The 22102-nt window shown below is 71.3% G+C and carries 21 protein-coding genes and 1 riboswitch; of the genes, 10 read left to right on the top strand and 11 right to left on the bottom strand.

Going from position 1 to position 22102, the window contains the following annotated elements; all coding sequences use genetic code 11:
- From ACZ39I_RS08885 to ACZ39I_RS08845, 9 genes are all read right to left on the bottom strand, one after another.
- Window positions 1–236, bottom strand: a 236-nt coding sequence (locus tag ACZ39I_RS08885; protein ID WP_467243755.1) for a hypothetical protein, incomplete at its 3' end; no start/stop codon positions are given.
- A complete protein-coding gene (locus tag ACZ39I_RS08880) occupies window positions 233–1729 on the bottom strand; it encodes an oligosaccharide flippase family protein (protein WP_467243754.1) in 1497 nt (498 codons plus the stop codon). The genes ACZ39I_RS08880 and ACZ39I_RS08885, both read right to left, overlap by 4 nt.
- Window positions 1692–2546, bottom strand: a complete 855-nt coding sequence (locus tag ACZ39I_RS08875; RefSeq protein ID WP_467243753.1) for a Wzz/FepE/Etk N-terminal domain-containing protein — start codon at window positions 2544–2546, stop codon at window positions 1692–1694. Before ACZ39I_RS08875 ends, ACZ39I_RS08880 begins: the two co-directional genes overlap by 38 nt.
- Window positions 2547–2597: 51 nt before the next feature.
- Window positions 2598–3713: a non-hydrolyzing UDP-N-acetylglucosamine 2-epimerase gene (gene wecB, locus ACZ39I_RS08870; RefSeq protein ID WP_467243752.1), complete on the bottom strand. Its 1116-nt coding sequence runs from the start codon at window positions 3711–3713 to the stop codon at window positions 2598–2600.
- A 3-nt stretch (window positions 3714–3716) separates the two neighbouring features.
- The gene (locus tag ACZ39I_RS08865) at window positions 3717–4976 is read right to left on the bottom strand and encodes a nucleotide sugar dehydrogenase (RefSeq protein WP_467243751.1); all 1260 of its coding nucleotides are present in this window, start codon (window positions 4974–4976) and stop codon (window positions 3717–3719) included.
- Window positions 4976–5746, bottom strand: coding sequence for a WecB/TagA/CpsF family glycosyltransferase (locus ACZ39I_RS08860; protein WP_467243750.1), 771 nt, complete (start codon window positions 5744–5746; stop codon window positions 4976–4978). Before ACZ39I_RS08860 ends, ACZ39I_RS08865 begins: the two co-directional genes overlap by 1 nt.
- Window positions 5743–6903 (bottom strand): hypothetical protein, encoded by a 1161-nt coding sequence (locus ACZ39I_RS08855; RefSeq protein ID WP_467243749.1) that lies wholly within the window; start codon window positions 6901–6903, stop codon window positions 5743–5745. The genes ACZ39I_RS08860 and ACZ39I_RS08855 overlap by 4 nt, the downstream gene beginning before the upstream one ends.
- A gap of 255 nt (window positions 6904–7158) precedes the next feature.
- Window positions 7159–7758 (bottom strand): acyltransferase, encoded by a 600-nt coding sequence (locus ACZ39I_RS08850; protein ID WP_467243748.1) that lies wholly within the window; start codon window positions 7756–7758, stop codon window positions 7159–7161.
- Between the two features lie 136 nt (window positions 7759–7894).
- Window positions 7895–8911 (bottom strand): zinc-dependent alcohol dehydrogenase, encoded by a 1017-nt coding sequence (locus tag ACZ39I_RS08845; protein ID WP_467244364.1) that lies wholly within the window; start codon window positions 8909–8911, stop codon window positions 7895–7897.
- A gap of 244 nt (window positions 8912–9155) precedes the next feature.
- On the opposite strand from ACZ39I_RS08845, the gene ACZ39I_RS08840 reads away from it, so the two are divergent.
- The 9 genes from ACZ39I_RS08840 (at window position 9156) to ACZ39I_RS08800 (ending at window position 18377) form a co-directional block, all read left to right on the top strand.
- Entirely contained in the window at window positions 9156–10868 is a 1713-nt protein-coding gene (locus tag ACZ39I_RS08840; protein WP_467243747.1) for an IlvD/Edd family dehydratase, read from the top strand.
- A gap of 112 nt (window positions 10869–10980) precedes the next feature.
- Window positions 10981–11103: a putative leader peptide gene (locus ACZ39I_RS08835; RefSeq protein WP_352380456.1), complete on the top strand. Its 123-nt coding sequence runs from the start codon at window positions 10981–10983 to the stop codon at window positions 11101–11103.
- Window positions 11104–11218: 115 nt separating this feature from the next.
- A complete protein-coding gene (locus ACZ39I_RS08830) occupies window positions 11219–12085 on the top strand; it encodes a glutathione S-transferase C-terminal domain-containing protein (RefSeq protein WP_467243746.1) in 867 nt (288 codons plus the stop codon).
- A 65-nt stretch (window positions 12086–12150) separates the two neighbouring features.
- Window positions 12151–12260, top strand: a riboswitch (SAM riboswitch).
- A 337-nt stretch (window positions 12261–12597) separates the two neighbouring features.
- Window positions 12598–13581: an amino acid ABC transporter permease gene (locus ACZ39I_RS08825; protein ID WP_467243745.1), complete on the top strand. Its 984-nt coding sequence runs from the start codon at window positions 12598–12600 to the stop codon at window positions 13579–13581.
- Window positions 13578–14357 (top strand): amino acid ABC transporter ATP-binding protein, encoded by a 780-nt coding sequence (locus tag ACZ39I_RS08820; protein ID WP_467243744.1) that lies wholly within the window; start codon window positions 13578–13580, stop codon window positions 14355–14357. The genes ACZ39I_RS08825 and ACZ39I_RS08820 overlap by 4 nt, the downstream gene beginning before the upstream one ends.
- Before the next feature lie 54 nt (window positions 14358–14411).
- Window positions 14412–15434: a transporter substrate-binding domain-containing protein gene (locus ACZ39I_RS08815; RefSeq protein ID WP_393597735.1), complete on the top strand. Its 1023-nt coding sequence runs from the start codon at window positions 14412–14414 to the stop codon at window positions 15432–15434.
- Between the two features lie 159 nt (window positions 15435–15593).
- Window positions 15594–15689: a putative leader peptide gene (locus tag ACZ39I_RS08810; protein WP_467243743.1), complete on the top strand. Its 96-nt coding sequence runs from the start codon at window positions 15594–15596 to the stop codon at window positions 15687–15689.
- Window positions 15690–15771: 82 nt separating this feature from the next.
- Window positions 15772–16977, top strand: coding sequence for an LLM class flavin-dependent oxidoreductase (locus ACZ39I_RS08805; RefSeq protein WP_467243742.1), 1206 nt, complete (start codon window positions 15772–15774; stop codon window positions 16975–16977).
- A 23-nt stretch (window positions 16978–17000) separates the two neighbouring features.
- Complete coding sequence (locus ACZ39I_RS08800; RefSeq protein WP_467243741.1) at window positions 17001–18377, top strand: NtaA/DmoA family FMN-dependent monooxygenase; 1377 nt, start codon at window positions 17001–17003, stop codon at window positions 18375–18377.
- 7 nt (window positions 18378–18384) lie between these two features.
- Here ACZ39I_RS08800 and ACZ39I_RS08795 read toward each other — a convergent pair whose 3' ends face one another.
- Together ACZ39I_RS08795 and absR1 are read right to left on the bottom strand one after the other, a co-directional pair.
- The gene (locus ACZ39I_RS08795; protein ID WP_467243740.1) at window positions 18385–18753 is read right to left on the bottom strand and encodes a hypothetical protein; all 369 of its coding nucleotides are present in this window, start codon (window positions 18751–18753) and stop codon (window positions 18385–18387) included.
- Between the two features lie 353 nt (window positions 18754–19106).
- Window positions 19107–20192 carry a beta-glucuronidase AbsR1 gene (gene absR1 / locus ACZ39I_RS08790; RefSeq protein ID WP_467243739.1) on the bottom strand — a complete coding sequence of 362 codons (1086 nt, stop codon included), beginning with the start codon at window positions 20190–20192 and terminating at the stop codon, window positions 19107–19109.
- 98 nt (window positions 20193–20290) lie between these two features.
- Between absR1 and ACZ39I_RS08785 the strand changes: the two genes are divergently transcribed.
- Window positions 20291–22090, top strand: coding sequence for a LuxR family transcriptional regulator AbsR2 (locus tag ACZ39I_RS08785; protein WP_467244363.1), 1800 nt, complete (start codon window positions 20291–20293; stop codon window positions 22088–22090).
- Window positions 22091–22102 lie beyond the last annotated feature (12 nt).

The raw sequence follows: 22102 nt of genomic DNA, 5'->3' as shown, positions 1-22102 counted from the left end.
GTCAGGAGAAGCGCCAGGCCGACGAGGAGTCGGTGGAGCGTCGTCATGCGGTCTCCGGGGTCCGGGAGCCGAGCAGGAAGCGGCGGCTGGGCAGCACGCACGCGTGTGGGGTCGGTGGCGGTCCGGGGCGTTCGCGTGGGTGTGGGCTCGGCGCGGTGGGCCCTTTCGCCTCCGGAGGAGCGGGCGGCCGTCAGGAGAAGCGCCAGGCCGACGAGGAGTCGGTGGAGCGTCGTCATGCGGTCTCCGGGGTCCGGGAGCCGAGCAGGAAGCGGCGGCTGGGCAGCACACACACCATGTAGCAGGCCAGGGCGGTCGCGGCGACGGCGAACAGGGCCAGGGTGCCGTCGCCCAGCAGCCGCTTGGCGCCGAGGAGGACCAGGATCATCGCCGCGCCCCCGAGGAACGGCCAGGCACAGGCCCGCGCGACGGGGCCGAGGCCGATCCCGGCGCGGGCGAGCGCGTAGAGGAACACGGGGACCACCAGACCGGCGCCTACCAGGACATGGCCCTGGGAGACACCGACGATGCCGTTCATACGGGAGCCGACGATCAGGACCGGGATCAGGGCGGCGACCCACAGGCCCTGGACGAGGATGAGCGAGCGGCGCCGACCGACCGCGACGAGACAGTCGTAGGCCAGTTCACAGACGATGCGGATCAGGCCCAGGGCCATCAGCCACGGCAGCGCCTCGGCGGCGGGCAGCCACTTGCCGCCGTAGACGAGGTGGATGACCGGGGCCGCGAGGCCGCCCAGCAGGACGCACAGCGGCACGGTGCCGGTGACCAGGACGCCCAGGGCGCGGCTGAAGCCCTGCGCCAGGGCCTGCGGGGAGTCGGCCAGGCGGGAGAAGCCCGCGAAGGAGACCCTGCGGGCCGCCTCGGAGATGACGCGGACCGGCCAGCCGGACATGTTGAACGCCAGGACGTAGAAACCGAGCGAGATCTGGCCGAGGGAGGAGCCCACGACCATCGTGTCCACGTTGACGACGGCCAGGGCGAGCATGCTCGCGCCGGCCAGCGGCAGCCCGAACTTCAGCAGAGCGCGGGCCTGTTCGCGGTCCCAGCCGAACCGCAGGGTTCCGGGGACGGCGATCGCGCAGCCGACGAGCGCGGCCACGTTGCCCACGACCGCGCCGCAGGCGAAGCTCATCGCGCCCCAGCCGTGGAAGGCCAGCAGCAGGGTCACGGCGGTGCTGAGGACGAAGTTGAGCGCGTCGATGACCATCCGCCTGCCCTGCGCGAACTCCCGGGTCAGGATGCCGGCGGGCACGTGCGCCACCGCGTCGATCACCAGGCACAGGCACATCACCCTGAGGACGCCCGAGGCGTCGGGCGAGCCGAGCAGCCCCGCCACCGCGGGCGCCGAGACGAACAGGGCGATGTACAGCAGGCCGCTGGACAGGACGCTCAGGGTCAGCACGGTCGGCGCGAAGCGGCGCGGGTCGCCCTCCCAGCGGATGATGGCGAGGCTCACGCCCAGTTCGTTCGCGGAGAGCAGGACCAGCAGCACGGTCTGGGCGATGCCGTAGACGCCCCACTCCGCGGGCCCGAGCGCGAACCGCGCCAGCAGGATGCCGGTGGCGAAGTTGCCGAGGCGCATGACCAAGGTGTTGATCAGGCTCCAGCGGGCCGCGGAACGGACCTTGCTGCCGAGGGAGGCAGGGGCGGGAGACGACGGGCCCTCGCCCGTATCAGCTCTCTCGCTGTCCGGTGTGCGAACGCTGTCCATGTGTCGGCTCCTCGTCGAGCGCCTCGGCTGCGGGGGCCACGGTCATGACGGACCGCCCGGCCCGCGGCCCGTCGGCGCGCCTCTTCTCGGCGGACCGCGACCAACTGGGCGGCGTCCGCAGGGCCATGGTCTGCTCGGCGACCGATTCCGCCGCCTCGGGCGCCGGCTCCGGGTCGGCGACCGGCTGCGCGGGCTCCTCCTGCGGTGCCGCCGGCGGACGGGGGCGTCGGCGCGCCTCCACGTAGAAGGTGGCGACCAGGCTCAGGACCAGCCCCAGACCGCCCGCCATGACCATGTACTCGAGCCGGGTCTTGGTCTGCGCGGCCGGGTTCTGCGGGGCCACGATCGTCATCATCCGGATCCTGGCGTTCTCGGTGACCGACTGCTGCTTCTGGAACTCCAGCAGCCGCTCGTTCGCGTACTCGGTCAGGAGGCGGTCCGACTTCAGGACGGCCTCCTTGTCCGTGCCGGTCACCGTGAGCCACATGAGCGGCCCCTGCGCGTTGTCGGCGAGCTTGGCCTCGAACGTGCCGGTGGCGCCCCGGGACTTGAGCTGCCGCAGGGAGACGTCGGAGTTGAGGTTGCGGGCCAGGCTGTCGGCCATGCCGGTCAGCGAGGTCTGGGTGCTGAGGAAGGGGTTGCCGTCGTAGGCCTTGGTGGCCTTCTCGGAGTTCAGCAGGACCACCGTGCTCTGCGACTGATAGGTGACCGGGACCGTGATGGCCACGGCGACGGTCAGGCCGATGGTCAGCAGCAGCCCTGGCAGCAGGACGTACCAGCGCCTGCGCATCACCCGGAAGATCTCAGCGAGATCCATGGTGGTCCCCCCTCGCGCCCAAACGTTCGACGAGCATATGTTGCAAGCGGATCATATGGGGAACGTTCGATCGGTGGGCCTCGGTCGGGTGTGCGCCGTGCCTCCCTCCAGCAGGACCTCGGCGATCCGGTCACTGGCGTGGCCGTCCCACAGTTCCGGCCGACGCGGTGCGGGAGGCGCGTCGAGCACCTGGTTCACGACGGACACGATCCGGGCCGGGTCCCGGCCGGCCAGCACATTGGTGCCCTGGTCGACGGTGATGGGCCGCTCGGTGTTGTCCCGCAGGGTCACGCACGGCACGCCGAGAGCAGTCGTCTCCTCCTGGATGCCGCCCGAGTCGGTCAGGACGACACGCGCGGCGTCCTGGAGGGCGATGAAGTCCAGGTACCCGGCGGGCGGCACCAGTCGGATGCCACCGGGTACGCCGAGCTCGGCCAGCCGGCCGGCCGCGCGCGGATGCACGGGCAGCAGCAACGGCAGCCGGCCGGCGATCTCGCCGAGCGCCTTGAGCAGCCCGGCGAGAACCTCGGGGTCGTCCACGTTGGCCGGGCGGTGCAGGGTGACCAGCCCGAACTCGCCCCTGGTCAGGCCGTGCCGGTCCAGGACGTCCGAGGCCCTGGCCCGCTCCAGGTTGGCGAGGAGCGTGTCGATCATGACGTTGCCGACCAGGTGGATCTGGTCGTCCCGGTACCCCTCGGTGCGCAGGTTGTCGGCGGCGTCGGGGGAGGGGGCCAGCAGATAGTCGCTGACCCGGTCGGTGGCGACCCGGTTGACCTCCTCCGGCATGCTCCAGTCCCGGCTGCGCAGCCCGGACTCGACATGGGCGAGCAGCGGCCCGGCCTTCGCGGTGACCAGGGCGCAGGCCAGGGTGGAGTTGATGTCGCCGACCACGACGACGATGTCCGGGGCGAGTTCGGTGAGCAGTGGCTCGAACGCGGTCATCACGCGTCCGGTCTGCTCGGCGTGGCTGCCCGAACCGACCCCGAGGAAGCGGTCGGGCGGGCGGATGCCGAGATCGGCGAAGAACACGTCGTTCATGGCCGGGTCGTAGTGCTGTCCGGTGTGGACGAGGATCACCTCGGCGCCCCGGCTCTCCAGGGCGTCCATCACCGGTTTGATCTTCATGTAGTTGGGGCGGGCCCCGGCGACGCAGACGATGCGCGGCATGGTTCAGAGCACCTCGATCGTGGGTCCGGACGGCAGCCGACGCCTGCAGTCGAGGACGAAGGGGGCGTGCGCGGCGACGAGGTCGTAGTCGAAGGCGTCGTGATCGGTGAGCAGGACCACCACGTCGGCGGACTCCAACTCCTCGGGCGTCGGTTCGACCCGCACCAGCCGGGTGTCCACCGGCAGGCTCTCGACGACGTGCGGGTCCGCCGCCCTGACCTGGGCGCCCATGTCGAGCAGCAGCTGCGAGATGCGCAGGGCGGGCGACTCACGCGCGTCGCCGGTGTTCTTCTTGTACGCCAGGCCGAGCAGCAGGATGCGCGAGCCGTTGACCGAGCGCCGGCGCTCGTTGAACAGGTCGCTGATGCGGCGCGTCACGTACTCGGGCATGTGGTTGTTGATGTCGTTGGCCAGCTCCACGAATCGGAAGCTCTGGCCGAGTTCGCGCTGCACCCGCCAGGACAGGTACGAGGGGTCGATCGGCAGGCAGTGGCCGCCGACGCCCGGGCCGGGCGTGAACCGCATGAAGCCGAAGGGCTTGGTGGAGGCCGCGTCGATGGACTGCCAGACGTCGATGTCCAGGTGGTGGGCGAACATCGCGATCTCGTTGACCAGCGCGATGTTCACATGCCGGAAGGTGTTCTCCAGGAGCTTGGCGAGCTCGGCCTCCTTCGGCGAGCCCACCGGCACCGTGGTGTCGACGAGTTCGTCGTAGAAGTCCTGGACGGCCTTGAGCGAGGCCTCGTCGACGCCCGACACGACCTTCGGGGTCTCCTTGAAGCCCCACACCGTGTTCCCGGGGTCGATCCGCTCCGGGCTGTAGCCGAGCTGGAAGTCGGTGCCCGCGGTCAGCCCCGAGCCGTCCTCCAGGATCGGGGCGAACATCTCCTGGGTCGTACCGGGGTAGGTGGTCGACTCCAGGACGACGGTCGCCCCGGGTCTCAGATACCGGGCCAGGGTGATGGCCGACTCGCGGATGTACCGCAGGTCGGGCGTGCCCTCGTGCAGCGGGGTGGGCACGGTGACGACGGCGACGTCGAAACCGCCGCAGTCCTTGGCCGACTCGCTCGGCCGGTAGGCACCGCTGTCCAGCGCCGCGCGGATCCGCTCGGAGGTGACGTCCTCGACGAAGGACTCACCGGCGGCGAGGCTCTTGACCCGGCGGGAGTCGACGTCGTAGCCGATCACCTCGTGGCCGACCTCGGCGGCCCGGATGGCCAGCGGCAGGCCGACGTATCCCTGTCCAACCACGACGACACGCATCAATGACTCCTGTTCGCGGGAGCGGCCTGCGGGATGAGCCGGATGAACTCCCGTGCCGTCATGAGAAGGAAGGCGGTGTTGGTGGTGACGTAGCGCCCGCCCAGCCGGCGCGGCTCCTGGAGCGCGCGGTAGAGCCACTCGACACCGAACCGCTGCCAGGCCGCGGGGGCCCGCTTGGTGACCCCGGCGAGGATGTCGAAGGAGCCGCCGACCCCGTGCACCACCCGGGCACCGGTCTGCGCGCCGTACGCGGCGGTGAAGATCTCCTTCTTCGGCGAGGTCATACCGAGGAAGAGCATCTGGGCGCCGCTCTGTGCGATGTCGCCCGCGACGGCTTCCTGCTGGGAGTCGTCGAAGTAGCCGTTGCGGCTGCCGGCGACCTTCAGCGCCGGGAAGCGGTCGGCCACCCGGCGCAGCATCTCCTCCAGCACCTCCTCCTTGGCGCCCAGGAAGTACACGGAGATGCCCGCCGACTCGGCCTCGGCCAGCAGCCGCAGGAACAGGTCGATACCGGCCACCCGCTCGGGCAGCGGGGCGCGCAGGACCTTCCCGGCCCACACCACGGCCTGGCCGTCGGCGAGGACCAGATCGCAGCCGGACACGGCCTCGGCGAGCCGGGGGTCGCGCCGCATGTTCACCAGCTTGGCGGCGTTGACCACGCCGATCTCCAGCTGTCTGCCGTCCCGCACCGCCGCGAGGCAGCGCTCGACGGTCTCGTCCATGGTCAGCGGGTCCAGTTCGACCCCGAACAGGGTCTGGCGCTCGCTCATATTCGTCCCCCGTACCAGGCGTAGAGCATCCAGCCGAACTCGTACGGCCGGCATTCGCGGTCCACGGAGAGCGGGCGGTACACCCGGTCCAGGGTCTTCAGGCGCAGGCCCGGAGCGATGCGGGTGGACAGTCCCCGGGCGGCGCGTACGGCCTTCTTCGGGTCGCCCCGGTAGACCTTGCGCCAGGTCACGCCGAGCTCGTCGAGGATCATCGGCTCGGGGTGTCCGGCCAGTTCGGGCACCTCCGTCATCCAGCGCAGGCCCTTGCGGATGGCCGCGCCGAAGTCGCTGCCACCGGCGTCGGTGAGGTCGAACAGCGCGGTCGGCGCCATCGCGTGCTGGTGGACGCTGTAGACCGGGTAGCCCTCGATGACCTGGCCGGTGCGCGCGTCGTAGTGCCACCACCACTGCCCGCCGTCGCCCTGGAGTTCGCAGATGCGCGCGGCGCACGCCTCGGAGGCGGCCAGCGCCTCGGGATCGCCGGCCCCGTCGCTCGCGTGGGCGCGGGCCAGGGCCTGGAGCGGATACGTCTGGTCGGCGAAGCAGGCCACATGAGCCCGGTACCAGGGCACCAGGCCGGGCCCGGTGGCGTGCGGGAAGAGCGGGCTGTCGCCGATGCGGGCCCGCAGCAGACGGTCGCGAGCTGTGGAGAAACGTCTCTCCACGTCGACCGTGTCGCGAGCGGCCGCCAGGGCGGACAGCACCCAGGCCGCCTCGACGGTGTACTGCGGCCGGTCCTCCTCGTCCAGGTCGTCGACCCGGGCCAGTGCGTCGGACAGCTTGGGGTGTCCGGTCTCGGCGGCGGCCCAGGCGATGAGCGCCGCGTCACCGAGGTTGGTGACGCCGGGCAGCGACTCGATCAGCAGGCCCGTGAACTCCTCGGCAGTGCGCCCGCCGAGGACCGCGCGCTGGCGGTCCTCCGGGAGGAACCGGACACCGAGTGCGGTGATGGCCGCGTACCGGGTGCTGGTCCCGCGCCGCTCCAGCGTCCAGGAACCGGCGGCCGTCTGCCGCCCGGCCATGGTGAAGGCGAAGGCCTCACCGCCGGGCAGCAGCATCGACGGCAGCCCCGACTCGGCGACCGCGAGGAGTCGTCGGGCGAGTGGGAGCAGCGTCGGATCGTCCTGGCCGAGCGCGGCCAGACGTGTGATGCTCATCGGTTGGTCACACCAACCCCCCTGTTTTTGCGCAGACTTGTGAGCGCCGCGGCGCGGACGGCCGGGCGGTGGAAGGCAGGCGGACGTCAGACGTCGGAGCTGGTGCCGATCCCGATTTCAGGCATAGGTGTTTCCACCCGGTAACCCCCCCCTGGGCACTACTGGTTCGTGCGCCCATTGTGCTTGGTCTGCACAGATCGCACACATGTTATGCCGGTGAATGTTCGAAGATTTGCGATTTGGCGGAAACAGGAGTCATGCGCGCTCGACGAGTCCGCCGTCCTTCTCGTCGTACAGCGCACCCGTCTCGGGACACTCCCACACGTCCGGTTCGCCCTCCCGCTCGACCAGTCGTACGCCGGCCCGGCCCACCCAGCCGATGCGGCGCGCCGGAACGCCGGCCACGAGCGCGTGGTCGGGCACGTCCCGGGTCACCACGGCGCCCGCCGCGACCAGTGCCCAGCGGCCGACGCGGACCGGTGCCACACACACCGAGCGGGCCCCGAGGGACGCTCCCTCGGCCACCTCGACCGCCACGGCCTGCCAGTCGTCGCCGCGCTTCAGCTTGCCCTCCGGGTCCACCGACCTGGGGAAGTAGTCGTTGGTGAGGACCGCTGCCGGGCCGACGAACACCCCGTTGCCGAGCACGGCGGGTTCGTAGACCAGCGCGTAGTTCTGGAGCTTCACGTTGTCGCCGATGCGCACCCCGGGGCCGACGTAGGCGCCCCGGCCCACGATGCATCCGCTGCCCAGCCGGGCGTCCTCGCGGATCTGGGCCAGATCCCAGACGGTCGTCCCGTCGCCGATCGCCGCCGTCTCGTCGACCTGGGCGGTGGGCTGCACCTTGAAGTTCACGGGGCTGAATCCTTCGTCTCGTCGAGCATGTCTGGTCGCCGAGCATGTCGACGGTGTCCTTGTCGGACCGAGTCTGATCACCGCGTCGGCGGAATACCAGCCTCCGTTCGTGAGTGCGTCCGCTGCGGGGACGGCCTCAGACGAGGCCAGGATTGACGTGGATCTTCGGGCCGGGACCGGCACCGGGTGGGCGTCCGCCCGCGAGTACGGCGCCGATCGCGTCCAGTGCGACGGTGGCGGCCACGAGCGGCCTCGGGTCGATGACCTTGTCGGCGTACGCCCTGATGGTGGCGTCGAGCCCGGGGGAGGCCGACAGGACGCCCACCGCCGTCACGTCCTTCAGGACGAGCGTGCGGGTGTCGATCCGGCTGGGCTCGCCGGCCAGCCCGATGTACACGAGCCGCCCGCCCGGTTCGACCAGTTCCTGGGCCAGGGCGGGCAGACGGACCGCGTTGGTGGCGTCGACGACCGCGTCGAACGGCAGGTCCGGCAGCGTGTCCTCGCGCCAGGCGTGCGGGAAGCCCAGTGAGCGCGCGAAGGCGAGGGAGCCCTCGGTGGCGCCCATCAGGTGCACCTCCGCCCCGGCGGCCCGCACGAACAGCGCGACCAGCAGCCCGATGGTGCCCGGCCCCAGCACCAGGACCCGGTCGCCGGGCCCCGCACCGGTGGCCCGCGCGGCCCGCAGGGCGTTGCCACCGGGCTCGACGAGCGCGCCGAGCTGCGGGTCCACGGAGTCCGGCAGGACGTGCAACGAGCCTGCGGGTACCGCGAGTTGCTCGGCCAGGGCGCCGGCTCGGCCGCCCCGGATGCCCACCTCCTCCCGCTTCTCGCACACATGCCCGCGTCCCCGCCGGCAGCGGCGGCAGGTCCCGCAGCCGAGCATGGTGTCGCCCATGACCCGCCGCCCGACCCAGCCCGGATCGACCCCGGCACCCACCGCACGCACCCGGCCGGCCCACTCGTGGCCCAGCCGCATCGGATAGCCGGCGTGCCCTTGGTGGAGGTAGGCCATGGCGCCCGTGAAGAACTCCAGATCGGTACCGCACACGCCGACCCGCTCGACGTCGACGACGACCTCACCGGGAGCGGCGACGGGCGCGGGCACCTCCTGGACCGCGAACTCGCCGGGGGCCGTGAGGACGAAGGCCCGCATCGGCCGGCCCGCCGCGGAGGGGAGGTTCAACGCAGAGGCTCCTTCAGGGGACCGTGGACGAGGTGCCGTACGGGGCAGGGAACGCCGTCTCGCCGCACCGGGCGGACAGCGTCGTCGGGTCCCACGGGACGGTCGCCCTCGGCGCGGTCCGTGGCGGGGGCTGTCGAAGCGGAGAACGGCTGCGTAAGCTGCATCGCGTTCCGGATGGTAGACCGCCGTACCGATCACCCGAAAGAGCCGAGCGATGGGCCTTCGCAGCGCGCAGTGGTACGCGGGACAGGACCGCAACCCCTACATCCACCGGGCCTGGATGCGCCGGGGCGTCCCGGCCGACGCGTTCACCGGCCGGCCCCAGATCGCCATAGCCAACACTGCCTCCGACCTCACGCCCTGCAACGCGCACCTGGACGAGGTGGCCGGATCCGTGCGCGACGGTGTGTACGAGGCGGGCGGCATCCCCCTCGACCTGCCCGTGGTGTCGCTGGGCGAGACCAACGTGCGGCCCACCGCGATGCTCTGGCGCAACATGGCGGCGATGGCCACCGAGGAGATGCTGCGGGCCAACCCCCTCGACGGAGTGGTCCTGCTGGGCGGCTGCGACAAGACGATCCCGTCCCTGCTGATGGCCGCCGCCTCGGTGGACCTGCCCGCCGTGGTCGTACCAGGCGGCCCCATGCTCACCGGCACCTTCCGCGGCACCCCGCTGGGCTGCGGCACGGACGTGTGGCGGCTGTCGGAGGAGGTCCGCGCCGGGACCCTGTCGCAGGAGCAGTTCACCCGCTCCGAGTCGTCGATGATCCGCAGCCGCGGGCACTGCAACACCATGGGTACGGCCTCGACGATGGCGCTGGTCGCCGAGGCGCTGGGCACGGTCGTCCCCGGGGTGGCCGGAACGCCCGCGCCGGACAGCCGGCTGCTGGAGGCCGCGCATGGCACCGGACGCCTCGCGGTGGAGCTCGTGACGGCCGAGCGCCGTCCGAGCACCTTCCTGACCAAGGAGTCCTTCCACAACGCGATCGTGGCGCTGGCCGCGATCGGCGGCTCCACCAACGCCGTCGTCCATCTCCTCGCCATCGCGGGCCGGCTGGGCATCGAGCTGACCCTGGACGACTTCGACCGCATCGGCTCCCGGGTCCCGGTCCTGGTGGACCTCCAGCCCGCCGGGCGCTTCCTCATGGAGGACCTCCACCGGGCCGGCGGACTGCTCGCCGTGCTGCGCGAGGTCGCCGACCTGCTGGACCCCGACGCGCTGACGGTGACCGGAAGGCCGCTGGTGGACCACCTCACCGACGCCCCGATCTGGGACCCCGAGGTGATCAGGACCCGGGCCCGGCCGCTCGTCGAGGAGGGCGGCATCGCCGTCCTGCGCGGCAGCCTCGCACCCGACGGGGCGCTGATCAAACCCGCGGCGGCCTCGGCGCATCTGCTGCGCCACCGGGGCCGGGCGGTCGTCTTCGACAGCATCGAGGACTTCCACGCCCGCGTCGACGACCCGGACCTGGACGTCGACGCCGACTCCGTCCTGGTCCTGCGCGGCTGCGGACCCAAGGGCTATCCGGGCATGCCCGAGGTGGCCAACATGCCGCTGCCCACGAAGCTGCTGGAGCAGGGCGTGCGGGACATGGTCCGCGTCTGCGACGGCCGGATGAGCGGCACCGCGTACGGCACCGTCGTGCTGCATGTCGCCCCGGAGGCGGCGGCGGGCGGCCCGCTCGCTCTCGTACGGACCGGCGACGTCATCAGCCTCGACGTCGCCGCCCGCCGCATCGACCTGGAGGTGCCCGCCGGCGAACTCGCCGCCCGCACCCCGAACGCGGCCACCGTGGCGGGCTTCGCGAACCCGAGGCGCGGCTGGGAGCGGCTGTACGTCGACCACGTCCAACAGGCCGACCAGGGCGCCGACCTCGACTTCCTCGTCGGCTCCAGCGGCTCGGAGGTCAGCCGCGAGTCGCACTGACCAGGAGCGCTCCGGCGGTCCCGCGTTCGCCCACCTCGTGGACGCCCTCTTGACGTGCGCCCCGGCCCGATCGACACTCCACATGGGAATCCTAGTGAACAGGTAGGGAAACATGGGGCGCCTTGAACCGGCCATCGGCCGAGTGAGCCGTACACCTCGGCCTTCGCCTCTCCTGACCTCCCGCCGGCACATCGACCTGCTGCGTGTCTGCAGCGCGATCAGGGCCCTGGGCTGAGCCCGGCCGCAGCCGCCCCGCCGCCCCGCCGCCCCTCCCTGTACCGACCCCCACTTCCGGCCCGACGACGCTTCCGCCGCGCGTACGTCTGCGCACCGACACCCTGGGGAGACCTATGTCCGTCACACCGCTCGCCCATGTCCCCGCCGGCCACCCGGCCCCCGCGTTCCGGGGCAGGATCGGACGGGACGCGCGCAGTGGGCACTACGCCGTGCCGCGCCGCTACCGGCTCCACCTGGCCGCCGCCTGCGCCGACGGCCTGCGCATCGCCGTCGTGCACAGCCTGCTCGGCCTCGACGACGTCTGTCCCGTGACCTTCCTGGACCCGGTCCCCGACTGTCCGGACGGGGGGCACTCCGCGCTGCGCCCGCTGTACGAGGCCAGCGCGCACCGGTACACCGGCGCGGCCGTCGCGCCGGTGCTCAGCGACGACTGGTCGGGGCGGATCGTCAGCACCCACGCCGCCGACATCACCCGCGACCTCGCCCGGCACTTCGGCGGCGGCCGGCCGGCGCTGTACCCGTGCGGAGCGGAGTCGGAGACCGACGCCGTGGAGCGGATGGGCAGGGCCGTCGAGCAGGCCGCGCAGCAGGCCGGGTCGGCGGGCGGCGCCGCCGCGGACCGCACCGCCGCGCTGGAGCAACTGCTGGACACCTTGGGCTCGTTGGAGCGCTGGCTGGAAGGCCGCAGCTACCTGATCCGGGATCACATCACGGCGGCCGACGTCGAGTTGTGGGTCACGCTCGTGCAACTCGACACCGTGCACCGCGACCACCTCGACGCCGCCGCGGTCCAGCGCATCGCCGACCACCCCACCCTGTGGGCCTACGCCCGCCGGCTGACCGCCCACCCGGCCTTCGGCACCCACCTCGACCTCGACGGCATCGCCCGCCGGCACCACGCCCACTGCCGGGGCCTGGAGGCCGCAGGGGCCGCCGTACAGATTCTGGACTGGGCCTCGCACAGCGCCCGCACGTCCTGACCGTTCCAACTGTTGGACCACGATTGACATTCGTTCGGGCATTTGTCTTAACTACGGCCCAGAACGGTCATGAGTGTCAGCGACATGCCCTGGCTTGCTGACCGGCAACCCTCGCTCGGCGGTGGGGTGCCCCAGGTGACGACCGGACCGGACGGCGTTTCGGTAAGCGCGAGGGCCCCAGGGGCCGGAAGAGCACGGTGACGGACATGTACGCAGTCTCCAGGACGGCCACGCGCCGCTCCCCGGGCTGCGTACAGCCGTACACGGACGTGCTCGTGGCCGACCGGAGCGTCGATCTCCTCCGCGTGAGCAGCGCACTGTGTACCGCACCGGGCCGCGCCCGCTGTCGGGGCTGACGTTCCGCCTCCGCAGCCCCCGCGTTCCTGACGAACACCGCGTTCGCGGTGTGCCGTCGTCCGCCCAGCCCCCGGTGCCCGAGCATCCCGTACTGCCGCCGTAGTACGCCGTGTTCGCCGTGCCCCAGGGGAAACCCGACTCCGCCGGAGCCCCTCATGAGTGAACCCCCAGGCGCTGCCGTGTCCGTCACCGAGGCACCGCCGCAGCCCGACACCCCGTCAAAGCCGCTCGCGGCGCAGCGAGTTCTGCCGCTGCGGCGACCGGGCCGCTGGATCGCCACCGCCGTCGTCCTGGTCCTGACGGCCCAGTTCGTCCACGGCCTGGTGACCAACCCGTTCTACCAGTGGGACCGGTTCGCCTACTGGTTCCTGCGGCCGACCGTCCTCGACGGGCTGGTCATCACTCTGGAAGTCGCCGCCTACAGTGCGGTGCTGGGCCTGCTCGGCGGCATTCTGCTCGCCCTGGCCCGGCTCTCGAAGAGCCCGGTGCTGCGGGCGGTGAGCTGGACCTACGTGTGGGCTCTGCGCTCCATTCCGCTGATCGTCCTGCTGCTGTTCCTCTACAACTTCAGCGCCCTGTACAAGACCCTGAGCGTGGGCGTCCCCTTCGGTCCTGCCTTCTTCTCCTTCGACGAGTCCCGGCTCGCCACCGACATGGTCATCGCGGTGATCGGCCTCAGCCTCAACGAGGCCGCCTACGCCGCGGAGGTGGTCCGCGGCGGCATCCTCTCCGTCGACCAGGGCCAGCACGAAGCGGCCTCGGCCCTCGGTCTGCCGAAGGGCTACCAGTTCCGCATGATCGTCTTCCCGCAGGCGCTGCGCTCGATCACCCCGAACTACGTCAACCAGCTCATCGGCCTCATCAAGAGCACCTCGCTGGTCTTCTACGTCTCCCTGCTCGACCTGTTCGGCAGCGTGCAGTCCATGGGCTCCACCTACCCCGGAGACATCGTGCCGCTGCTGCTGGTCGCCACCGTCTGGTACCTGATCCTGACCAGTGCCGTCTCCGTCGTGCAGTTCTATGTCGAGCGGTACTACGCCCGCGGCGCCACCCGCTCCCTGCCGCCGACCCCGCTCCAGAAACTGCGCGCCGGTCTCACCGACCTCACGGCGCGTGTCCGCAGGGAGACCGCGATATGACCGTCACCGACATCACCCCCGTCGCGCTCGAAGTGCACGGCGTGCACAAGTGGTACGGCACCCACCGGGTCCTGGACGGCGTCGACCTGACCGTGCGGCCCGGCGAGGTCACCGTGATCCTCGGCGCGTCCGGCTCCGGGAAGTCCACCCTGCTGCGGGTCATCAACCACCTGGAGAAGCCGGAGATCGGCTATGTCAGCGTCAACGACGAGTTGATCGGCGTCCGCCGGCAGGGTGACCGGCTGAAGGAGCTCAGCGAGCGCGCCATCCTGGCCCAGCGCAGCCGCATCGGGTTCGTCTTCCAGAACTTCAACCTCTTCCCGCACCTGACCGTCCTCGACAACGTGGCCGCCGCGCCGGTGGCGACCGGCAAGCTCGGCAGGGCGCAGGCGCAGGAACTGGCCCGCGAACTCCTCGGCAGGGTCGGACTCGGTGACAAAATCGGCGCATACCCCCGGCAGTTGTCGGGAGGCCAGCAGCAGCGCGTGGCCATCGCCCGCGCCCTCGCCCTGCGACCGGGAGTCATCCTCTTCGACGAGCCGACCTCCGCCCTCGATCCCGAACTCGTCGGTGAGGTCCTGGCCGTCATCAAGGACCTGGCGACCAGCGGCACCACGCTCGTCATCGTCACCCACGAGATCGGCTTCGCCCGCGAGGTCGCCGACCGGGTCGTCTTCATCGACGGCGGACGCATCGTCGAGCAGGGCCCGCCCTCCGAGGTCCTCGACCGGCCGCGCAACGAACGGACCCGGGACTTCCTGAGCAAGGTCCTCTGAACCCCTTTTCCCACCGCCTGTTTCTCTCAACTCTCTCAACTCCTAAGGACAGCCATGCCCGTTCACCCCTCCCGACGCAGCCTGATACGCGGCATCACCGCGGCGACCACCGTCGCCACCCTTGCGGGCGGGCTCGCCGCCTGCGGCGGTGACAGCGACGCCGCCACCAGGACGACCGACAGCGCGGGCACGGTCACCGTGGGCCGCCTGTCCAACGGCGCCGCCAAGGAGACCACTCTCAAGGTCGCCGAGGTGAAGTCCATCAGCGCCGAACTGCCCGCCGCCGTGAAGAAGAGCGGCAAGCTGGTCATCGGTTCCGGCACCCTGCCCTCCGGTTCCCCGCCGCTGGGCTTCGTGGGCAGCGACCAGAAGACCCTCACCGGCTCCGAGAGCGACCTTGCCCGCCTGGTCGCCGCCGTCCTCGGCCTGAAGCCCGAGGTCAAGCGGTTCACCTGGGAGAACCTCTTCGTCGGCATCGACAGCGGCAAGGTGAACGTCGGCTTCTCCAACATCACCGACACCGAGGAGCGCAAGCAGAAGTACGAGTTCGCCTCCTACCGCAAGGACGATCTCGCCTTCGAGACGCTCAAGACCTCGAAGTGGACCTTCGACGGTGACTACGAGGCCCTCGCGGGCAAGACGGTCTCGGTCGGAGCCGGCACCAACCAGGAGCGGATCCTGCTGGAGTGGCAGGCCAAGCTGAAGAAGGAGGGCAAGAAGCTCACCATCAAGTACTTCCAGGACAGCCCCAGCATCTACCTGGCCCTCGCCAGCGGCAAGATCGACGCCTACCTGGGTCCCAGCCCCAACTCCTCCTACCACGTCACCCAGACCGCGAGCACACCCAACGCGACCCGCATCGCGGGCCAGTACTCCGGTGCCGGTGAGACGCTCCAGGGCCTGATCGCCGCGACCGCCAAGAAGGGTAGCGGCCTCGCCAAGCCCCTCGCCGACGCGATCAACTACCTGATCGACAACGGTCAGTACGCCAAGTGGCTCGCCGCGTGGAACCTCTCCCACGACGCCGTCTCCAAGTCGGAGGTCAACCCGCCCGGGCTGCCGCTGGACAACTCCTGACCCACCGCCAGGAAGCCGTGCAGGGCATCTCTGCGTCCGGCTCCCTCGCACGGGGACGCAGCACGGCCCGGCCCACGGTTGGGAACATCCCGTGAGGCCGGGGTGTTGTGACTCACGACGAGATCTGCCGGGCGCCGCCGCGCCGCCCAGAAGGAGGAGGTGACGGGAGTGACCAGCACACTTCGCTCCGTCCACCTCCACTCCCGGCCTCATGTCGATCTCCTGCGCGTGTCCGCCGCGCTCTGTTGTTCCTGACCCGTTCAGCTGCCCCAGCCGCCGTGTCCCGCCCGCCCGTGGGCCGGTTTTCTCGTACGGATCTCCAGGAAGGCACCCGCCCGTGTCCCCTTCTTCCCCCTTGCTGCATCTGGCCGTCGCTCTGGACGGCACCGGCTGGCACCCCGCTTCCTGGCGTGAGCCGGTGGCCCGGCCCCAAGAGCTGCTCACCGCCGGATACTGGGCCGACCTGGTCGACGAGGCGGAGCGTGGCCTGCTCGACTTCGTCACCATCGAGGACGGACTGGGCCCGCAGTCCTCCCACTTCCTCGACCCGGACGAGCGCACCGACCAGGTCCGTGGCCGCCTCGACGCCGTGCTCATCGCCTCCCGCGTCGCCCCGCTGACCCGGCACATAGGTCTGGTGCCGACCGCGGTGGTCACCCATACCGAGCCGTTCCACCTTTCCAAGGCGATCGCGACCCTGGATTACGTCAGCAGCGGCCGGGCGGGCGTGCGCGTCCAGATCAGTGCCCGCCCGAACGAGGCCGCGCACTTCGGGCGCCGCACCATTCCTTCGATCGAGGCCTACGACAGTCCCGGGGCCCAGGAACTGGTCACCGATCTCTTCGACGAGGCCGCCGACTACGTGGAAGTGGTGCGGCGGTTGTGGGACAGCTGGGAGGACGACGCCGAGATCCGTGATGCGGCCACCGGCCGTTTCATCGACCGGGACAAGCTGCACTACATCGACTTCCAGGGGAAGCATTTCAGCGTCAAGGGCCCCTCCATCACACCGCGCCCGCCGCAGGGCCAGCCCCTGGTCACCGCCCTGGGCCACCAGACCGTCCCCTACCGGCTCATCGCCCGCCAGGCCGACGTCGGCCACGTCACTCCGCACGACAGCGGCCAGGCCCGCGCGATCGTCGCCGAGATCCGCGCCGAGCAGGAGAGGGCCGGGCGGGCGGGTGAACTCCTGCATGTCTTCGGCGACTTGGTGGTCTTCCTCGACGACGAGCCGGCCGAGGCCGCCGCCCGCCGGGAGCGTCTCGACGGGCTCGCGGGAGAGCCGTATCAGAGCGATGCCCGTATCTTCACCGGCACCCCAGCCCAACTCGCCGACCTGTTGCAGGAGTTCGCTGAGCAGGGGCTGAGCGGTTTCAGGCTGCGGCCGGGCGTCCTGGGTCACGACCTGCCGGCCATCACCGGTGGCCTGGTTCCCGAGCTCCAGCGCCGGGGCGCCTTCCGCACCGCCTATGAGGCCGACACCCTGCGCGGCCTGCTGGGCCTGGCCCGCCCCGCCAACCGCTACGCCGCAGCGACCGCCTGACCTCGGAAGGAACCCCAGGACCGATGACCAAGCCCCTGAAGCAGATACATCTGGCCGCGCATTTCCCGGGCGTCAACAACACCACGGTGTGGAGCGACCCGAAGGCCGGCAGCCACATCGAGTTCAGTTCATTCGCCCACTTCGCGAAGACCGCCGAACGCGCCAAGTTCGACTTCCTGTTCCTGGCCGAGGGGCTGCGCCTGCGCGAACAGGGCGGGAAAATCTACGACTTGGACGTGGTCGGCCGCCCCGACACGTTCACGATCCTCGCCGCGCTGGCCGCCGTCACCGACCACCTCGGCCTGACCGGCACCATCAACTCCACCTTCAACGAGCCCTACGAGGTGGCCCGCCAGTTCGCCAGCCTCGACCACCTCTCCGGGGGCCGCTCGGCGTGGAACGTGGTCACCTCCTGGGACGCCTTCACCGGCGAGAACTTCCGCCGCGGCGGCTTCCTGCCGCAGGAAGAGCGCTACTCGCGCGCCAAGGAGTTCCTGGCCACCACCCAGGAGCTGTTCGATTCCTGGCACGGCGACGAGATCCTCGCCGACCAGGAGGCGGGCGTGTTCCTGCGTGAGGCGAAGGCCGGCTCCTTCGAGCACACCGGGCAGCACTTCGACATCCACGGGCAGTTCAACGTCCCGCGCTCCCCGCAGGGCCGCCCGGTCGTCTTCCAGGCCGGCGACTCCGAGGAGGGCCGCGAGTTCGCCGCCTCGTCCGCCGATGCGATCTTCAGCCGGTACGCCACCCTCACCGAGGGCCAGGCCTTCTACACCGACGTCAAGAACCGCCTGGCCAGGTACGGCCGCCGCCACGACCAGCTGCTGATCCTGCCCGCCGCCTCCTTCGCGCTCGCCGACACCGACGCCGAGGCCGAGGAACTCGCACGGACCGTGCGGCGCCAGCAGGTCAGCGGGGCCACCGCGCTCCGGCACCTGGAGTTCGTGTGGAACCGGGACCTGTCCGCCTACGACCCCGATGGACCGCTGCCCGACATCGACCCCGACGTCAGCGGCGAGCACATCTCCAAGGGCCGGGCCCAGGTGCGCATGTACCGGGACCCGCTGGCCACCGCCCGCGAATGGCGCGAACTGGCCGCCGCGAACAAGTGGTCCATCCGCGACCTGGTCATCAACACCGGCAACCGGCAGAACTTCATCGGCTCACCGCAGACCATCGCCCGCACCATCAACGAGTATGTGCAGGCCGACGCGAGCGACGGCTTCATCCTGGTCCCGCACATCACCCCGACCGGCCTGGACGACTTCGCCGACAAGGTCGTCCCGCTCCTGCAGGAACAGGGCGTCTTCCGCACCGACTACCAGGGCCCGACCCTGCGCCACCACCTCGGCCTCGCCCACCCCGACGACACCCACGACGAGCAACGGGCGGCGTCGTGAAGCGTGGTCAGTCCTCCCAGTCGAGCTGATGGCCGGGCGTACCCACCGACCGCCCGTACTCCACCGCTTCGGCGCGGCCCGCCTCGTCGCCGCGCCGATAGCGGAACACCTTCCCCGCGAAGACGACCACGCGCTCGTCCCCGGCGGTGAAGTCGGCGTACCAGCCGAGCTCCGGCTCCAGCGCCGAGGCCAAGGCTTCCGCGAGCGCACCCACGTCCTCGCTGTCGGTCTCCCACTCGACGAGCGTCCACACGGGCGGCTGCGCGTCGGCCGCCGCGCCGATCTCGACCCTGCTGACCTTCCGCAAGCGCAGTCCGCGAGGCTCGAACACCGCGCCGGACCGAAGGCTCTCGCCGATGACATATCCGTTGATCACGTGCTGTCTCCCTGCCGATCGGGGGCTTCGCGGACGACGCTACGGCCGTATGACTGACACCCTTTGTCAGTCTTGCGATCGTCAACCCCGGCGGTCAGTCATAGGTGACGGCACGTCAACTGGCCTCGGAGCTAGAGGTGTCCGTCCTGGCCGCCAGGAGCCGTGCGAGGGTGGTCTTGCCGGTGGCCGGCAGACCGCCGATGACGATCAGCATGCCCCACTGTGTCACGGGGGACTCCCGCTGAACGCCGTGTGGCCGGCGCACGTCTCCCTCCCCCGAAGGTGACGTGCGCCGGCCATTCCCCCGGCGCCGGACAGCGGTCCAGCCTCGCCCGTGCGGCCTGTCTGTGCTGTCACCAGCACATGAGCGCGGTTTCCCCCGAACCCCACGCGGAGTACAGGCGCACACGGACGAAGTAGCGGCGGCCCTTCACGAGACGGGCCCTGATCGTGGCGTTGTGCGGAGTGCCTCCGTCGTCCCGGCCGAAGAGGTAGCGGGGTTCCCCGTCCCGTTCCTCGAAGACCACGACGACGGTGTCGCTGTCGCCGAAGGTGCCCACGGTGTACTCGCGGGTCTCCGGCGGTTCCACGGTGAAGTCGGCCTGCTCACCCGGGCCGAGCCCGAGCGGCGCGGACCGGAAGGGCACCAGCGCCGGCGCCCGTGTCGGCGCGGCCGGCGGGTACCAGCGCAGGACGTACTCCTTGTCGGCGGCCGACAGGGTGCCGGGCGGGTTCAGGCCCGCGCGGAACTGCTCCGGTTCCAGGACCAGCCCCGCCTCGAAGGGATACTCCATGATCGACTGCGGGTCCCAGACCGAGCCGTTGACCTCGTCCGGGTCCAGCTTGCGCACGATGTTGAAGAACGTCCGGTCCCGGCTCCAGAAGTTCGGCGGGCCCGCCAGATCGGCGTAGACGGCCTCGTCGTCCCAGTGGATCCCGGCGAACGGACTCTGGTGCTCGTGCAGCATGCCGAGCGCGTGCCCGATCTCGTGCAGGGCCGTTGCGCGCTCCCCGGGCGCGGTCAGGTCCCAGCCGAAGTTCATGGTGCGTTCGTTCTGACCGACGAGGAGCGCGTCCTTGCCCACGGTCGACCAGGAGCCGTCGCCGATCTGGAACCCGATCCGCAGTTCGGCCTCCGAACGGTCGCCGACCTCGGCGAAGCGCACCCCGATCCCGAGGTGCTGCCACTCCTGGAAGCACTCGCGCACCACGTCCCGCTGCTCCTTGGCGCCGACCCACGACACCCGACGGGACTGCCCGGTCCCCGGAACCGCGATGACCGAACCGTCGGTGTCGCCGTCGAAGAAGCAGTAGTGCAGGACCGTGCCGTTGACCCACATCCGGCTGCCGCCGATGAGCGCACTCAGCCGCTCGGCGGCCAACCCCGGGACGAACGCCGGAGCCGACTGCTGCGCGAGGGAGCAGTAGCGTGCGGTCATGGGGTTCAGCGTGCCGTCGGGCGCCCCGGGGCGCCTGAGTCGGGGGCTACTCAAGTCCCCCTGTATCAGGACTGAGTAGCGGTGCTCTAGCTTCCGTGATGATATTCGAACGGGACGCGAAGACCCTGGAGCTGCCCTGGCCGTTCACCGGGCGGGAGGACGAACTCGAGCTGGTCCGCAGGTCCGTCGCCGGAGGGCGGCAGGGCATCGTGGTGACCGGTCCCGCGGGCCGCGGCAAGACCCGGCTCGTCACGGAGGCCGTACGCGGCCCGGACTGCGTCAGGGTGGCGGGCACTCCCGGGACCCGAGGTCTTCCGTTCGCCGCCTTCGCGCACCTCCTGCCGGAGCCGGTGTCCCTGCAGCGGGCGGTCCAACTCCTGTCGTCCGTACGGCTGCTGCTCGTCGACGACGCCCATCTGCTGGACGACGCCTCGGCGGCCCTGGTCCACCAGCTCGCCGTGCACGGCCGCACCCGCCTCCTGGTCGTCGCCACCGAGGGCACGCGGGCGCCGGGCGCGATCTCCCGCCTGTGGACCGGAGAGCTCCTGCCGCGCCTCGCTCTGGAACCGCTGCCCCGCGAGGAGACCGCACACCTGCTCGCGGTCGGCGCCGGCGGCCCGGAAATCCTCACCGTCAACCGGCTGTACCGCCTGTGCCGGGGCGATCTGCGACTGCTGCGCGAGCTGGTGGACGCGGTGCGCGAACGGGGGCTGCTGCACCGGCTCCCGGACTCGGCCGAGTGGGAGTGGCGCGGCCCGGTTCCGGTCACCGCGGCCGTACGCGAGCGCACCGCGCACCTCCTCGGCCGCACCGGCCCCGGCGAGCGGGAGACCCTGGATCGCCTGGCCTTCGGCGAGCCGCTCCCGATGGACGCCGACACGCTCGACCTGGACGCCCTCGAAGCCCTGGAGGCCGACGGTCTGGTCCACGTCGACGAGCAAGGCGCTGCCCGCCTCGCCCACCCCCTGCACGGCCCGGTGCTGCGAGCCGCCGCCGGACGCCTGAAGACGCGGCGCCTGGCCCGCACCCCGGCCGGCCGCGCGGCTGCCCTGGAGACCGAGACGGCCACACTGGTCCGGGCGATCGCCGAGGGGGACGTACGGGCCGTCTCCACGTCGGTGGGGGAGTGGCTGCTGGACGAAGGCACCGGCATACCGGCCCGGCACGCCGCGGTACGCGCGCGGTTCGCACGCCTGCGGGGGGAACTGCGGGAGGCCGCGGCCTGGGCGAGGGAGGGACTGCGGGCCACTTCCGACGACCCGGCCTGCCGTCTCGAACTCGCCCTGGCCGCGGCACAGTCGGGGCACCACGAGCTCGTGGCACCTCCGGTCGGCTCGGGCGGTTCGGCGGCCACCTGGTGGGCCGCCGCGCACGGTGATCTCGACCTGGCTCTCGGCACCGTAGGGGAGGAGCTGTACGACGCCGTCCGCCTGGGTGCGCCCGACCGGACCGTAGGCCGGCTGACCGGTGTCTTCGCCGAGCACGCCGACGCGCTCGCCCGCGGTGACGGGCCCGCCCTCGACCGTGCCGCACAGGCCCTGGAGGAGCGCGGCTTCCTGCTCTTCGCGGCGGAGGCGTACGCCCAGGCCGTACGAGCGCACCGCGACCCGAGCGCCGCCCGTACCTCCCGCACCCGAGCCGTCGCCCTGGCCCGGCGCTGCCAGGGTGCCCGTACCCCAGCCCTGTCCGGACTGGTCCTCGGTGAACTCACCGCCCGGCAGCGGCAGATTGTCACCCTCGCGGCCGCCGGCCTGAGCAACCGCCAGATCGCGGAGAAACTCACCCTGTCCATCCGTACGGTCGGCAATCACCTCTACAGCGCGTACGCCCGCCTCGGCGCGAGCGACCGCGACGCCCTGCCGTGCCTGGTGGAGCTGGAGCAGGCACAGCCGGCCTGAGCCGTACACCGG

It is taken from the genome of Streptomyces sp. NPDC024687 (genome assembly GCF_055559055.1).
This window is presented reverse-complemented; position numbering and strand designations above follow the sequence as displayed.